Source organism: Pseudomonas sp. Root329 (assembly GCF_001424925.1).
Lineage (GTDB): Bacteria > Pseudomonadota > Gammaproteobacteria > Pseudomonadales > Pseudomonadaceae > Aquipseudomonas > Aquipseudomonas arabinosi.
The window spans coordinates 126,761-141,950 of sequence record NZ_LMCV01000048.1; the positions used below are offsets into that span (position 1 = coordinate 126,761).

The following is a 15,190-nucleotide window of genomic DNA, read 5'->3' on the forward strand; positions in this document are numbered from 1 at the left end:
CAGTGTCCTTATCGAAAATCGCGGTCGTGATCGACGACGGCTTGTTTAGTACGAGTGCCAGTGAAGTGCTATCGCTGGCGTGACGCGGACAATACCGGGATTTTTTATTCCCGAACAATATCTTTTATTCACTTTCATATTCCATTTTGTTCATACAGATCGCTACAGCGTCTGCGTCAGGCTTTCGAGCAAATGCTTGAGTGCAGATCGCTCGGCAGCCGTGCCGTTTTTAATCAGCTGAGCAGCTTGTTTCTCGATCTGCACCAATGACGGCGGCGCCTCGGGCAGATTCAAATGCTCGGGCAAAATCTCATCGCCGGTGCTGACCAGCAACGCAAAGTGAATGACGTTCTCCAGCTCTCGGGTATTGCCCGGCCAACTGTGTTGCTCTAACAAATGCTGCGCGGCTTCGCTGATCAGCGGCACCGGCAGGTCCAGACGCTGGCTATAGATGCCGAGGAAATATTCGGACAGCGACAGAATATCGCCCACCCGTTCACGCAAGGCCGGCAGTTCAAGCTGGCCCTCGCTGAGGTAGTGGTAAAGCCGCTCATGGAATTTTCCGGCGGCCACCGCTTGGGCCAGGTCGATGCTGGTCGCGGCAACCAAACGCACGTCCACAGGGCTCGGTTGTTGAGCGCCGACCCGTGTGACTTCGTGGTTTTCCAGCGCCGCGAGCAATTTGATCTGAATCGGTAGCGGCAGGTCGCCGATCTCATCCAGGTAGAGCGTCCCGCCGTTGGCAGAACCGAACCAACCCGCACGACTGCTGGCCGAACCGCTGTAACTACCAGCGGCATAACCGAACAATTCAGCATCAGCGTAGGTCGGACTGATCGCGCCGCAATTGACCGAGACGAACAACCCACCGCGATCACTCGCACGATGGATGTGCCGCGCGAGCAACTCCTTGCCGCTGCCGGTTTCGCCACGGATCAACACCGAGATCGAGCGCGGTGCCAATAGCTCCAGCTCCTGGCGTAACTGACGTGAACGCGGATCGACAAACACCAGCGCCTTGGCGCGAATGCTCAGGGGACTTTTTTCTGCATCGGGGAAGGTCAGCAGCGGCTGACCGAAGGCTTCAAAACTCATGGCAGACTCCCGCCCTAAACCGCCGGGAGACGGGGGGCGTGTTTTAAAAAACAAAAGCAAAAAAGAAAAGGTTAAGCACGTCGCAGAGCGTGGTGTTCCATTCGGTTTTGCAGCCGATAGAGATACGCAAACCCCTGCTCCCAGCGTTGGTGACCGGACTTCACGTTGATGTGCCCGGCACCCGACAAAATCCCCGCCTCGGCGCCCCAGTGACGTGCCAGTTCCAATGCACGCGGTGTGCTGACGGCGCTGTCGTTGTCGGAGCTGACAACCTGACTCGGGAACGGCAGCAGGTTTGTCGGAATCGGTGCGAAATTGCGCAGGGCCGGTGCGCAGGCCGGACGCTCGACGTCCGCGGGGGCGACCAGCAAGGCGCCGCGAACCTGACGCAAAAACTGCACGGGCGCCGTGGCCGCCCAATGCGCGACAGTGATGCAACCCAGGCTATGGGCGATCAGGATCACCGGCGTGCTGTCAGCGGCAATCGCCTCAGCCAGTGCCGCGACCCAGTCTTCACGACGCGGCGTCAGCCAGTCGGCCTGCTCCACCCGCGCGCTGTTCGGCAGGCTGTTCTGCCAATGGCTTTGCCAATGATCTTCTGGCGATCCTTGCCAGCCCGGCACAATCAGGTAGCGAATTGATTCGTTGCGCATGGGGGGAGCTCTCCTGCTGCGTGTCTTTTCCAGAGCAAGTATAGGGAGGAGAGTTATATTCGTTAAGGAATAAGAAGCTATTTATTAAGATCTATAAAGCATATACGGCAGTTTTGAATAGACAAAAAAAGGGGCCGCACCCTGCCAAGGAGACGGCCCCGGAAACTCAAAATCTGTTAGCGCGATCAACATCACTGGATGCGATGATTGGCTGAAATGGTTATCTAATAAAGGAATATTTAATTAATTTGTTAGATTAAAAAAACATATGCCAATCACACCACAGTGACCGCTGAGCACCACTGCTCGCGTCATAACGTAGCGACCTTTTGGGTCAGATTGATGACGAGCGCCTTTGCCGTTTTGAGTTTCCGGGCACATCGATCAAGCCTGAGCGGCACGAACCTCCTGCGCCTCTGCTGTTTCCGTGCGCACAAACCGGTTCGCCCGCCCAAACGTCCCGAAATCATTGAACCGCACGCCCATCTCGCGCATCACTTTATGCGCCACCGGCACGGTCATCTGACGGATGTAAAACGGTTCCTTCACCACAAAATGATGAATCCCGTGAGTGCTACCGAAGTTGAAGCAGAACGCCTGCAACGGCCACATCCACCAAGGGTTCAGCACCTGGGTCTGCTGGATCACATTGCCCGGCTCCACGTCACCGTAGTAATGCATGTTCGAGCTGACGAAATGCAGGCAAAAGGTACGCAACACGTTCGGGCCGATGATCACCACGGCAGCGATGTCGATGACTTGCATCGCCGACAGCGTGGTCGCGGACCATTCAATCGACGTTCCCATCAGATAGGCGATGCCATTGGCCGCGTGGAAGCCCAGGAACATGTACCAGGCGCCCCAATGCACCAGCGCCAGCGGCGCGTAAACCTTCAGCGCGCGCTTGATGATGCTGATCTTGTGAGCCCAGGTCTTGGCCCGCAGCATACGAATGAACGCTGACATCACGTTGTCGCCGACCATCAACAGTCGCGCAAATCCCCAGGGTTCGCCGTTGGTGATGGCGCGCTCTTCCATGTCGGATTCTGTGCCGGAGACCTTGTGGTGATTGAGGTGCAGATGCCGACGAATCCACGGATTGATCGTGCTCGGCCGGGCCAGCCACACCAGTCCCATCATCAGGTTGTGCGGTACGCGCTGTTTGCGAAAGTACATGCTATGAATCAGGTCGTGTTCCAGCTCGTGAGTCAGCGAGGCAAAAAATGCGTCGAGCAACAGGCATGCCCACCACGCCATGTGCCCGGTCATGTAGAGCGTCGCCGAGCCAATCATGCCGACCAGCGCGAAGGCCAGAATGCTCGCGCCCAGGGCGTCCTGATGGTTGAGAATCGGGTAGCGCTGACGCAGTTCGACCCCCTTGGCCAGCACCACTTGGCGAATATGTGCTGATCGCTGAGTTGCATTCAGTCGCTGGGGACTTGCAGAAGTACCGTGCATGCTTCCATCCTCTGGTTATTGATGTTCGCATCCTGCCTTGTGAACCCTCGCAACGCGGTAGCCGTGAACGCCAACCTGTTGACCGGAAGCGCCAATCAGCATGACTGAACCGACCTCCCTCGCCAGCTGGACCCGCGCCCTGCGCAAGCAACTCGATGCCCTGGGCCTCGACAGCACCGCCCTGTGCCAACAGGCGGGGCTCGACCCGCAACTGATGGACGACCCGAACGCCCGTTACCCGTTGTCCGGCACCACGCGCCTGTGGGAAATCGCGGTGCAAGTCAGCGGCGATCCTGCGATTGGTTTGCGGGTATCGCGCTTCGTCAGCCCCACCACGTTTCACGCGCTCGGTTATGCGCTGGTGGCCAGCGGCAGTCTGCGAGAAGTGTTCGAGCGCATCGTGCGTTATCACCAGGTGGTCAGTGATGCCCTGGACCTGGAACTGACCCGCACCGAGGACCGCTACCGCTTCCGCCTGAAGATCCCGCCAGGCAATCCGGCCCCGGCCTTCGAAGCCATCGACGCCTTCACAGCGATTTACGTACGCACCTGCCGCAATCGCCTGGGCCGCGATTACGCCCCGCTGGCGGTTTACCTGCGCCGCCCGGAGCCGGCGGACCCGCATCAATGGCACAAAGTCTTCCGCTCACCGGTGTACTTCGCCGCCGATGAAGACCGACTGGAATTCGCCGTCGTGGACTTCGACAGCCACCTGGACGACGCCAACCCGGAACTGGCCGAACACAACGAAGCCGTGCTCAAACGCACCCTCGCACAACTCAAGCCCCTGACCTGGGAACGCAAGGTTCGCGACGCCATTGAGGAGCAATTGCCGGAAGGTGAGCCCAGCGCCGAACACATCGCCCAGGCCCTGCACCTGAGTTTGCGCAGCCTGCAACGGCATCTGGCGGACGAGGGTTGCCGGTTCGATACGCTGCTCAACGAGAGTCGCGAGAACCTGGCGCTGCTGCATTTACGCGATCCGCAATGCTCATTGAGCGAGATCAGCTACCTGCTGGGATTTGCGGATACGAGCAGCTTCAGCCGCGCATTCAAGCGCTGGACCGGGATGACACCAGGGCAATTTCGAGATGGGTTGCGGTAATCAGCTTTTGACCAAGCTGCGTACTACACCTGATTCCCACTGCTCGATCATCGCTTCGCCAACCATGGCAAAGTCGCCATTTTCCCTGATGTAATCAACCATTTCCGCCTTCGCGACATCCATTCCATGAGCGACTTGCTGCAGCAGTTCATTGCACCGTCCCTCCGTCAGGTTGCAAGCCGACCGACCAAAACGCATCAGCATTTTGTATTTGGGCCACGCCTTTGATCCGCCTAACAGCAACGCCATGCTGTCTGCCTTGATGTAGACCGAAGTCGTGACGATGTCATAGGCCGGAGCCAGTCTGATTTGCGCATCAGCCCCGCAATGTTCGTACAGCACACCGAAGTTCTTGAGGTGAGCATCGCCATTCTTCAGAGCGGATGACAACGCCACGATTTTGAAAAAAGACTCAAGGGCTTCGTTGAGCAATGGCGGGGAGACAAACTCCTTGATCTGCCTCGCGGCACCTTCGTACGAACCATCGTATTTGGCCTTCGAAGGCCAGGCATTGAGCACGCAGAAATCCTCAAAGCCCAGATAACCTCTTTCATTCAGATCGAAACGTTCGACGACCAGAAATTTACCGTGATCGCTCAGTTCGAAAACCGGCACTTCAAGACCCGAATGCAGCGCAGCCCTCATGCAGAAGTATTCGTTGGCAGCGAGTTCCGGGTATTCCTCTGGCCGAAACGATTTGACCAGGTGCGTTGCCCCTCGATGGGTCAATCGGTCGACAGTTGTCGCGCTGTCACGGATAAGCACCTTCGGCTGCACACCGGAAACGCCCGAATATTGGCCATAGGTGTGCAGCAGATCTTCGAACAAACCTTGCGCACCGTCATGAACCAACAGTTCTGCGAGACTGGTTTCAGGTAGCCGGTCACTCGCCTCTTGCGCGTTTGCAATCCCCACTCGCCCAAGCTGGTGCGGGCCGACGATCGCCAGCATCGCGAAGTCGTCAAACCCTCGAATCGCTTTGCTGAAGCGACGAGTCAATTCATCGCGCAGAGCGCCTTCCGGCAGATTCATTTCAAAAACTGGCGGTACACCTAGCTCCCACGTGTAGCTCTCGAGACGAGCGGGCATGGTCAACGAGATGGCGTTTTCTTCCAGCGCGTCTTCGGCGTAGGCAAACACTGAATCAATGCGAGACTGACCGCGGCCGAGGGTTCCGACCGTCGTGCCGGAAACATTGATGTGCAGCCGGTCCTTTTCCTGCTGCTCACCCATGGAAGTTCACCTTTTTGAGGGTGTCCAGTGTTGGACGCGTCGACCGCCGCGGCACGGCCGTCAGTTCGTACCCGAAGCCATTGAGGATCGCTTCAACCTTGCGCAGGCCAATTTCGGAAATGGTGTTGTTCTCGATACCCGAAATCGTGGAACGGCTCATGCCGTACTGCTTTGCCAGGTCTTGTTGAGACATCTTTCGCTCTTTGCGCAGCAACCTGATCAGTTCGCCGAGGTTTTCCATCCCACCCACCTGCATCATATACAGTGCATATTTACTGAAGTAATCGATTTGCATTGTATTTAATGCATAACAAAGTCGAAGTCTAGCTCATTGATTGATCGGACCCGGTCTCAGCGCCCACGATCCCGTCGCAACAACTTGCGCACCCGCTTCACCAGTTCACTCACGGCAAACGGCTTGAGCAGGTAATCATCCTCATGCAACTCCAGATCGCGCAGTCGATCCTCGATGCCGTCCTTGGTGGTCAGGAACAGCACCGGCGTATCACCGAGCTTGCGGATCTGCTGCAGCAACTGCCAGCCATTGAGCCCAGGAAGCATTACGTCGAGGATGATCAGCTCGTATTCGCCAGACTCGATGAAACGACGGCCGTCCATACCGTTGACCGCCACATCGACTGAGTAACTTGCCTCGTTCAGACCTTTAGCCAGGAGTTTGGCGGTCTCAGGTTCGTCTTCCACTAACAGCACACGCATGGCACACCTCGATTGTCGTCATCACAGGCTAGGCGCCTTCGCGTCCAAAGCCCACCACTAACGCCGGGTTTTAGATAATCGCCAACATCCGCAATCGTTGCGCATCCAGAATCTCGATCTCGCCGTACTTGAGATTCACAATCCCCTGCCCCTGCAAGTCCTTGAGAATCTGGTTGGTGGTCTGGCGTGACAGCGAAAGCATCGACGCCAATTGTTCCTGTGGCAGCTGCAATACACTGCGTGGCGGGTCGATTTCGCCGTAACCCTCGGCGATCATCAGCAGACGATGAGCCAGTCGAGCGGCGGCAGGCATGAGGCTCAGCTGTTCGAGATTGATGAAGGTCAGGCGCAGTTTCTGGCTCATCAGCAACGCCAGTTGCCGCCAGTACGCCGGTTGTTCATCAAGCAACGTCAGCAGCACAACTTGCGGAATGTGCAACAGGGTGCAATGACCCAGACCGAATGCATCATGGGTGCGCGGCTGGCCATCGAACAGGCAGATTTCGCCGAACCAGTGCGGCGACTCCACCAGGCTCAACAGCGCCTCCTTGCCTTGCTCGCTCACCGCGCCGATGCGCACCGAACCTTCGAGCACCGCGTACAACCCGCACGGTGGATCGCCGCGCTTGAACAGCCGCTGACCCGGCGACAACCGCCGCACCTTGGCGGCGGCCAGCAGACTATCCTGTAATGAAACAGGTAAATGGCTGAACCACTGCCCTTTATCCAGCCGCGAACGCCAAACCTGCATGTCCATGAAAACTCCTGGAGATTGTCGCCTGCCTGACAGAGCGAAATGTGGACCCGGGGCATGATCCATCCCCCAACAGGAGGAACAACAATGAAAAGCCTCGTCGACCATCTCAGTCAATACGCCGCCTACCACCGTGACCCGCGCAATATTGCCAGCCACTTTATCGGTATTCCGCTGATCGTTGTCGCCGTTGCGGTGCTGCTGTCACGGCCCGAGTGGTCGCTGGCCGGGGTTGGGGTGTCACCGGTCGTGCTATTGGCGCTGGCTTCGGCGTGGTTTTATCTGCGATTGGAGTTACGGCTGGGCGTGCTGATGACGGTGTTGTTGGGGCTATGTGTTTGGCTGGGTCATGTGCTCGCGCAGCAAAGCACGCTGGTCTGGCTGGCGAGCGGCATCGGGATGTTTGTGGTGGGTTGGGCGATTCAATTTGTCGGTCATCACTACGAAGGACGCAAACCGGCGTTTGTCGATGATGTGACGGGGTTGATTGTCGGGCCGTTGTTTGTGGTGGTTGAGTTGGCGTTTTTGTTGGGGTTGCGGCATGACCTGAAAGAGCAGATCGAGGCGCGGGTGGGAGGCGTGCGGGTCAATCCGAAAAAAGCGGCGGCTTAGGCCGCTTTAAAAGATCGCAGCCTCGTTTCACTCGACAGCTCCTACATTGCAATGCGATCCCCTGTAGGAGCTGTCGAGTGAAACGAGGCTGCGATCTTTTGATCTTAGATGTTGGCGAGCTTCTGCCAGACCTTCGGCTTGAAGAACAGCGTCTCGCCCTTCGCCAACCCGATCAGGCTGTCGTGATCCTTCACCACTTCAGCTTCGATCAATTCGCTCTGGCCTTCGACCTTCAGCGTCACCCGTGTCGTCGCGCCCAACGGACGAATATCCCGCACCTCGGCCGCGTGGTGATCTTCCAGTTCATGGCGCGACAGCGATACTTCGTGCGGACGGAACAGCACATGGTTGTCTTCACCCAGATGCAGCCGGTTCGAGTCACCCAGGAAGTGATAAACGAAATCGCTGGCCGGGTTTTCGTAGACGTCGCCCGGTGAGCCGATCTGCTCGATCACGCCCTTGTTCATCACCACGATGCGGTCGGCGACTTCCATCGCTTCTTCCTGGTCGTGAGTCACGAACACCGAGGTCAGGTTAATGTCTTCGTGCAGCCGCGCCAACCAGCGACGCAGTTCTTTACGGACCTTGGCGTCGAGGGCGCCGAAGGGTTCGTCGAGCAGCAGGACTTTCGGTTCAACCGCCAAGGCACGAGCCAAGGCAATACGTTGACGCTGACCGCCGGAGAGTTGTTCCGGGTAGCGATCCGACAGCCAATCCAGTTGCACCATGTTCAGCAACTCGTGGACTTTCACCGCGATCTGGCTTTCGCTCGGGCGCTGGTTTTTCGGCTTCATGCGCAGGCCGAATGCGACGTTGTCGAACACGGTCATGTGCCGGAACAGCGCGTAGTGCTGGAACACGAAACCGACGTTGCGATCACGCACATCGTGACCGGAGACGTCTTCACCGTGGAACACGATGTTGCCCTTATCCGGGGTTTCCAGACCGGCGATGATCCGCAGCAGGGTGGTCTTGCCGCAGCCAGACGGGCCGAGCAGCGCCACGAGTTCGCCGCTTTGAATGTCCAGGCTGATGTTGTCCAGCGCCTTGAACGCGTGAAAATTCTTGCTGACGTTACGCACTTCGATCGACATGACTTATTCCTCCGCGGCGCTGGCGCGCAGGCGGTTAATACGGTTTTCGCTCCACTGCTTGAGCAGCAGGATGAAGAGCGCCAGGATCAGCAACAGGCTCGCCACGGCGAACGCGGCCACGTGGTTGTATTCGTTGTAGAGGATCTCGACGTGCAGCGGCAGAGTGTTGGTCACCCCGCGAATGTGCCCGGAAACCACCGACACCGCACCGAACTCACCCATGGCCCGCGCCGTACACAGCACCACGCCGTAGATCAGGCCCCATTTGATGTTGGGAACGGTGACGTGCCAGAACATCTGCCAGCCATTGGCCCCGAGCAGACGCGCGGCCTCTTCTTCCTGTGTGCCTTGTTCCTGCATCAACGGGATCAGCTCGCGCGCCACGAACGGCACGGTGACGAAAATCGTCGCCAGCACGATGCCCGGCAAGGCGAAGACGATCTGGATGTCGTGGTCCTGCAACCACGGCCCGAACAGACCCTGGGCGCCGAACATCAGCACGTAGACCAGACCGGCGATCACTGGCGACACCGAAAACGGCAAGTCGATCAGGGTCACCAGCATGCTCTTGCCGCGGAACGAGTATTTACTCACGCACCACGCGGCGCTGACGCCGAACACCAGGTTCAGCGGCACCGAAATCAGCACGGCGATCACCGTGAGTTTCAGGGCCGACAAAGCGTCGGGTTCGAAGATCGCGGTGAAGAACGCGCCGAGGCCATTTTTCAGCCCCTGGGACACTACGATGAACAGGGGCAGCAACAGAAACAGCGCAAAAACCAACCAGCCAAGGCTGATCAGGATTCGTCGCGAAGTGGCACTGCCACGGCGGGCGGCGTTGGCCGAGGAAGCGGCGCTAATAGACGATTGGGACATTTTCGCGCCTCCTTATGGGGTTTCGATGCGCCGCTGCAGCAAGTTGATCAGCAGCAACAGGACGAAGGAAACCACCAGCATCAGTACACCAATGGACGTGGCGCCGGTGTAATCGTATTGGTCGAGTTTGACCATGATCAGCAGCGGCAGGATCTCGGTTTTCATCGGCATGTTGCCGGCTATGAAAATCACCGAACCGTACTCGCCGACCCCGCGGGCAAAGGCCAACGCGAAACCGGTCAACCACGCCGGCAACAACGCAGGCACCAGAATGTAGCGGAAAACCTGTAGCGGTTTCGCACCCAGGCACGCCGCCGCTTCTTCCACTTCACGCGGGATATCAGCCAATACTGGCTGTACGGTACGTACTACGAATGGAAGTGTCACAAAAGTGAGGGCAAGGGTGATGCCGAGGGGGGTATACGCGATCTTGAAACCCAGGTCCGCTGCAAACTGACCCACCAAACCGGTGGGGGTGTACAACGCAGTCAGTGCGATACCGGCCACCGCAGTGGGCAACGCGAAGGGCAAGTCGATCATCGCGTCGATGACTTTGCGTCCCGGGAAGGTATAGCGCACCAGCACCCAGGCCAGCAGCGTGCCGATGATGCCGTTGATGATCGCGGCATAGAGCGCGGTGCCGAAGCTGAGCTTCAACGCCGCCAGCACCCGTGGCGCCGAGATAATCGCCCAGAACTGGTCCCAGGTGAGTTGAGCGGCATGCACGAACATCGCCGCCAGTGGAATGAGCACAATCAGGCTGAGGTACACCAAGGTGTAGCCCAGCGTCAGCCCGAAGCCGGGTATGACGGGGGAGATACGACGCGACATAAAAGTCCTTGGTTGAGAACGCGCAAAGCCCCGAACGTAAATCCGGGGCTCGTTTATGGCTTATTTCAGGTTATTGCGCCTGATAAATCTGGTCGAACACGCCACCGTCGTTGAAGAATTTCGGTTGAGCGGTTTTCCAGCCGCCGAAGTCCTTGTCGATGGTCACCAGGTCCAGTGTCGGGAACTGTTTGGCGTACTTGGCGGCAACATCCTTGTCACGTGGACGATAGAAGTTCTTTGCCGCGATTTCCTGGCCGGCCGGGCTGTACAGGTGCTTGAGGTACGCGTCGGCGATCTCGGTGTTGCCCTTTTTCTCGGCGTTCTTGTCGACCACGGCTACCGGCGGTTCGGCGAGGATCGACAGCGAAGGCACGACAATGTCGAACTTGTCAGCGCCGCCGTCTTCTTTCAGGGCCAGGAAGGCTTCGTTTTCCCAGGCCAGCAACACGTCGCCCTGACCGTTGTTGACGAAGGTAATGGTCGAACCGCGAGCGCCGGTGTCCAGCACAGGAACGTGCTTGAACAGGGTTTGCACGTATTCCTTGGCTTTCGCTTCGTTACCGCCATTGGCTTTCAGGCCATAGGCCCACGCCGCGAGGAAGTTCCAGCGAGCGCCGCCGGAGGTTTTCGGGTTCGGGGTGATGACTTCCACGCCGTTCTTGGTCAGGTCGCCCCAGTCCTTGATCCCTTTAGGGTTGCCCTTGCGCACCAGGAACACGATGGTCGAAGTGTAAGGCGTGCTCGCATCCGGCAGACGCTTCTGCCAATCCGCCGGCAGGGTCTTGCCGAGTTTGGCGATTTCGTCGATGTCACCGGCCAGGGCCAAGGTCACCACGTCGGCACGCAGACCGTCGATCACCGCCCGCCCCTGCTTGCCTGAACCACCGTGGGACTGCTGGATTTTCACGCTGTCGCCGGCGTGGTCTTTCTGCCAGAACTTGACGAATTCAGCGTTGTAGTCCTGATACAGCTCGCGAGTCGGGTCGTACGACACGTTGAGCAGTTCGTAATCCTTGGCAACCGCGGAACCAGCAAAAAGGGCACTGGCCAGGGCGGCCAAAGCGAAATGACGAATCGACGACATGGTGAAAGCTCCTGGAATTCTGATTGTGTTGGCTTTTTCTTATGGTGTGCTGGTATCGGGTTGCCGGTTTTTAACTCGGTTTGTTGCTTGGGTTCTGCAACCGGAATTTCTCTTTGCGTTCGATCTGGACCACCTGGGCGTTGTGCACGGTGATTTCCACTGCGCCAAAACGCAGATCGCGCAAGGCGCTCTGGATCTCACGCAAAATGGTTGCTTCGTCCTGGCCGTCAACGCTACGTAGGGATGCGCTCATGGTGCTGCTCCTTCAACTAGAGGTTGCCTGGCAGTGGCGAGACTGCTTGCGGCGTGAGACCAATAGTAGATAAGCGCGGATATTCTTAAAAAGACTATTTAAGAATTTTAATATAACCAAAAGATCGATCAGCGCTGGAGAATCTGTGGAGTCCGGTCCCAATCCACCTGCCCGGCCGGCACCGGTCGTCCAAACCAGTAGCCCTGCCCCAGATCGCAGCCGTGTTCGAGCAGGAAACCCGCCTGCTCGACCTGCTCGATCCCCTCGGCATGAACCTGCATTCCCATGCTCTGGGCCAGCGCAATGATCACCCGCACAATCGCCGCGTCATCCTCATCCCACGGCAACCCCGCAACGAAGCCCTGATCGATCTTGAGTTTCTGTACCGGCATCCGCTTGAGGCGCAGCAACGACGAATAGCCTGTACCAAAGTCATCGATGGCCAGCCGAACTCCTAATTCACGCAATCTGTGCATCTGCTCCAGCGCGACTTCCGGGTCATCCATCACTGCGCTCTCGGTGACTTCCAGCTCCAGACAGGCAGGATCCAGCCCGGTTTCGTGCAGCACCTTCGCCACCTGCCCAAACAGCTCACGGCGGGCGAACAGTCGAGAAGAAACATTCACCGCGACAAACGACAACACCACCCCGGCCTGCTGCCACTGGCACATCTGCTCACACGCCTGGCGCATCACCCAGGCATCAATTTCGGCGATCAGACCGGTGCGTTCGGCAATGGGAATGAATTCTGCCGGCGACACCAACCCTCGCTGCGGATGCTCCCAGCGCACCAATGCCTCGACGCCGATCAAGCGGCTGGTCTTGAGGTCGTGAACCGGCTGGTAATAAACCCGCAACTCCTGCTGCTCCAGCGCACGGCGCAATTCGAATGCAGTCTCGACCCGTTGCTGGGCATGGGCAGTCAATTCTTCGGTATAGAGGGCGTAGCCGTTGCGGCCGGCCCCCTTGGCCTTGAACAGCGCCGAGTCGGAGTTGCGCAACAACTGCTCGGCGCTCAAGGCGTCGCCGGGGAACAGGCTGATGCCGACGCTGATATTGATGAACAACTGATGCCCGTCGATCTGGAACGGCTCTTTGAGGCCATCGATGATCCGCTGAGCCAGCGCCGCCGCATGCACCATTTGCGGACAGCTTTCAGCCAGCACGGCGAACTCGTCACCGCCAAGGCGCGCCAGGGTGAATCCCGGGCCGACCATCGCTTTCAAACGCTCGGCCACGCCCTTGAGCAACTGGTCCCCAATGCTATGCCCGAGGCTGTCGTTGATCATCTTGAAGTGATCAAGATCGATCATCAGTAATGCGCAGCCGCGCTTGTGGATCTGCGCCGAAGTCAGGGCCTGCTCGGTGCGGTCGGTGAACAACAAGCGGTTGGGCAGATCGGTCAGCGGATCGTAGTGAGCCAGGTGCGTCAGTTCATGTTCGGAGTTCTTGATTGCGCTTATGTCGGAAAACACTGCCACGTAATGGCTGCGCCGCCCCCTCTCGTCATCAATGACGCGGATGGTCTGCCATTGTGGGTAGATCTCACCGCTTTTGCGGCGGTTCCAGATTTCCCCGCTCCACTCGCCGGTGCTGTTGAGTGCCGCGAACATCGCCTGGTAGAACGCCGGCGGGTGATGGCCGGACTTGAACAGACTGGGGCGCTGGCCGAGCACCTCCTCGCTCTGATAGCCGGTAATTGCCATGAAGGCCCGGTTTACATGGACGATCAACCCTTTGTTGTCGGTGACCAGCACCCCTTCACGCGTGCAATCGAACACCGCGGCCGCCTGACGCAAACGCTCGTGGTCTTCAGTGCGCTCACGCAATTTGGCGCCGATCCCCAGGCAACGGAACAATCGTGCCCGGGCGAGAAAAATCAAACCGGCGCTTAACACCACCCAGGCATAACCGTTGATCAGTTGCCATCGCATTAGCTCAGCGGAGCTATCGAAGAAACTGTTCAATAAATAGCCGCTGAACAGCAGCCAACTTACAGAAACCAGAAGGTAAAGCAGCGCTGCACGCAAAGCATCGCGATAGGTGGCAGACATTCGGCTGTCCATGTCCCTTCAAAAAGGATGGAATTATAGTTTAAAGAAACATCCAGCCACTCTTATCTGAAAGGGCGACTGGTTTTATCTGTGGGCTAAGTGATAATGCAACGGCTGTTTTTTTCTTTATCGAGGGCCCTATAGCCTATGTGGTACGAAGGTTTTCTCGGCTTGTCGCCCTGGTCACTGGTGGCAGTCACCCTGCTGATGACCCACGTGACGATCATCGGCGTCACGGTCTATCTGCATCGTTATTCAGCCCATCGCTCGCTTGAGCTCAATGCAGGCCTGAAACATTTCTTCCGCTTCTGGCTGTGGCTGACCACAGCACAGAACACCCGTGAGTGGACCGCTATCCACCGCAAGCACCACGCCAAATGCGAAACCGTCGATGATCCGCACAGCCCGGTCATCAAGGGCTTGTCCACGGTTCTGCGCAAAGGCGCCGAGCTGTACCGTGCCGAGGCGGAAAACCCCGAGACCCTGCGCATCTACGGCAAGAACTGCCCCGAAGACTGGATCGAACGCAACCTGTACAGCCGTTTCCCGCTGCTGGGCGTGGCGATCATGGGCGTTATCGACCTGCTGTTGTTCGGCACCATCGGCATCACCATCTGGGCGATCCAGATGATGTGGATCCCGGTCTGGGCCGCCGGCGTGGTCAATGGCCTGGGCCATGCCATCGGCTACCGCAACTTCGAATGCCGCGATGCGGCCACCAATCTGGTGCCCTGGGGCATCCTGATCGGCGGCGAAGAACTGCATAACAACCATCACACCTACCCTAATTCGGCAAAACTGTCGGTGAAGAAGTGGGAATTCGATCTCGGCTGGGCCTGGATCCAGGTCTTCAGCTTCCTGCGTCTGGCCAAGGTTCAGCGGGTCGCGCCCATCGCCCATCGGGTCGAAGGCAAAGGCAACCTGGACATGGACACCGCCATGGCGATCCTCAACAACCGCTTCCAGATCATGGCCCAGTACCGCAAATTGGTGATCGCGCCGCTGGTCAAACAAGAGCTGGAAAAGGTCGATCACTCGGTCCGTCACCAGTTCCACCGCGCCAAGCGCCTGCTCTCGCGGGAAACCAGCCTGCTGGATGACAAACACCACATTCGCATCCAGACCATGCTCGAGCACAGTCAGGCGCTGAAGGTAATTTACGAGAAACGCCTGGCCTTGCAGCAGATCTGGGTCAAGACCAGCTCAAATGGTCACGACATGCTGGCCGCCATCAAGGATTGGGTACACGAAGCCGAAGCCAGCGGAATTCAATCCCTGCGCGACTTCGCCGACCAGTTGAAAACCTACTCCCTGCGCCCCGCCGCTGTCTGACACCGTTGATCGGTGCGCCCCGTTCGTGGGCGCACCCTT

Annotated in this window: 16 protein-coding genes; 3 read left to right on the forward strand and 13 right to left on the reverse strand. The window is 58.1% G+C overall.

The annotated features are described in order from the left end of the window. Positions 1-162: 162 nt before the first annotated feature. From ASC74_RS27300 to ASC74_RS27310, 3 genes are all read right to left on the reverse strand, one after another. A complete protein-coding gene (locus ASC74_RS27300) occupies positions 163-1,095 on the reverse strand; it encodes a sigma 54-interacting transcriptional regulator (RefSeq protein WP_056745659.1) in 933 nt (310 codons plus the stop codon). A gap of 71 nt (positions 1,096-1,166) precedes the next feature. Then, entirely contained in the window at positions 1,167-1,748 is a 582-nt protein-coding gene (locus ASC74_RS27305) for an alpha/beta hydrolase (protein ID WP_056745661.1), read from the reverse strand. 384 nt (positions 1,749-2,132) lie between these two features. After that, the gene (locus ASC74_RS27310; RefSeq protein ID WP_056745663.1) at positions 2,133-3,206 is read right to left on the reverse strand and encodes a fatty acid desaturase; all 1,074 of its coding nucleotides are present in this window, start codon (positions 3,204-3,206) and stop codon (positions 2,133-2,135) included. A gap of 100 nt (positions 3,207-3,306) precedes the next feature. On the opposite strand from ASC74_RS27310, the gene ASC74_RS27315 reads away from it, so the two are divergent. Continuing rightward, positions 3,307-4,311 carry an AraC family transcriptional regulator gene (locus tag ASC74_RS27315; RefSeq protein ID WP_056745665.1) on the forward strand — a complete coding sequence of 335 codons (1,005 nt, stop codon included), beginning with the start codon at positions 3,307-3,309 and terminating at the stop codon, positions 4,309-4,311. Here the strand turns inward: ASC74_RS27315 and ASC74_RS27320 are convergent, their stop codons facing one another. The 4 genes from ASC74_RS27320 to ASC74_RS27335 all read right to left on the reverse strand — a co-directional run bounded on the left by ASC74_RS27320 (position 4,312) and on the right by ASC74_RS27335 (position 7,018). Further along, positions 4,312-5,544, reverse strand: coding sequence for a type II toxin-antitoxin system HipA family toxin (locus ASC74_RS27320; protein WP_056745667.1), 1,233 nt, complete (start codon positions 5,542-5,544; stop codon positions 4,312-4,314). After that, the gene (locus ASC74_RS27325; RefSeq protein WP_056745799.1) at positions 5,537-5,785 is read right to left on the reverse strand and encodes a helix-turn-helix domain-containing protein; all 249 of its coding nucleotides are present in this window, start codon (positions 5,783-5,785) and stop codon (positions 5,537-5,539) included. Before ASC74_RS27325 ends, ASC74_RS27320 begins: the two co-directional genes overlap by 8 nt. Positions 5,786-5,895: 110 nt before the next feature. Continuing rightward, positions 5,896-6,261, reverse strand: a complete 366-nt coding sequence (locus ASC74_RS27330) for a response regulator (protein ID WP_008148221.1) — start codon at positions 6,259-6,261, stop codon at positions 5,896-5,898. Positions 6,262-6,331: 70 nt separating this feature from the next. Next, positions 6,332-7,018, reverse strand: a complete 687-nt coding sequence (locus ASC74_RS27335; RefSeq protein ID WP_056745668.1) for a Crp/Fnr family transcriptional regulator — start codon at positions 7,016-7,018, stop codon at positions 6,332-6,334. A gap of 84 nt (positions 7,019-7,102) precedes the next feature. Here ASC74_RS27335 and ASC74_RS27340 point away from each other — a divergent pair, with 84 nt between their 5' ends. Then, on the forward strand, positions 7,103-7,627 hold the full coding sequence (locus ASC74_RS27340; protein ID WP_056745670.1) for an Mpo1 family 2-hydroxy fatty acid dioxygenase: 525 nt from the start codon (positions 7,103-7,105) through the stop codon (positions 7,625-7,627). Between the two features lie 104 nt (positions 7,628-7,731). On the opposite strand, the gene ASC74_RS27345 is transcribed toward ASC74_RS27340, so the two are convergent. From ASC74_RS27345 to dibA, 6 genes are all read right to left on the reverse strand, one after another. Beyond that, positions 7,732-8,721, reverse strand: coding sequence for a sulfate/molybdate ABC transporter ATP-binding protein (locus ASC74_RS27345; RefSeq protein ID WP_046047288.1), 990 nt, complete (start codon positions 8,719-8,721; stop codon positions 7,732-7,734). A gap of 3 nt (positions 8,722-8,724) precedes the next feature. Beyond that, positions 8,725-9,597, reverse strand: coding sequence for a sulfate ABC transporter permease subunit CysW (cysW, locus tag ASC74_RS27350; protein ID WP_046047287.1), 873 nt, complete (start codon positions 9,595-9,597; stop codon positions 8,725-8,727). 12 nt (positions 9,598-9,609) lie between these two features. Then, a complete protein-coding gene (cysT, locus tag ASC74_RS27355; RefSeq protein ID WP_046047286.1) occupies positions 9,610-10,428 on the reverse strand; it encodes a sulfate ABC transporter permease subunit CysT in 819 nt (272 codons plus the stop codon). A 70-nt stretch (positions 10,429-10,498) separates the two neighbouring features. Then, positions 10,499-11,512, reverse strand: coding sequence for a sulfate ABC transporter substrate-binding protein (locus ASC74_RS27360; protein ID WP_056745672.1), 1,014 nt, complete (start codon positions 11,510-11,512; stop codon positions 10,499-10,501). Between the two features lie 70 nt (positions 11,513-11,582). After that, positions 11,583-11,765: a sulfur starvation response protein OscA gene (gene oscA, locus ASC74_RS27365; RefSeq protein ID WP_007945260.1), complete on the reverse strand. Its 183-nt coding sequence runs from the start codon at positions 11,763-11,765 to the stop codon at positions 11,583-11,585. Between the two features lie 128 nt (positions 11,766-11,893). Then, on the reverse strand, positions 11,894-13,819 hold the full coding sequence (gene dibA, locus ASC74_RS27370) for a phosphodiesterase DibA (RefSeq protein ID WP_056745674.1): 1,926 nt from the start codon (positions 13,817-13,819) through the stop codon (positions 11,894-11,896). A 147-nt stretch (positions 13,820-13,966) separates the two neighbouring features. Here dibA and desA point away from each other — a divergent pair, with 147 nt between their 5' ends. Next, entirely contained in the window at positions 13,967-15,151 is a 1,185-nt protein-coding gene (desA, locus tag ASC74_RS27375) for a delta-9 fatty acid desaturase DesA (protein WP_056745676.1), read from the forward strand. Positions 15,152-15,190: the final 39 nt, after the last annotated feature.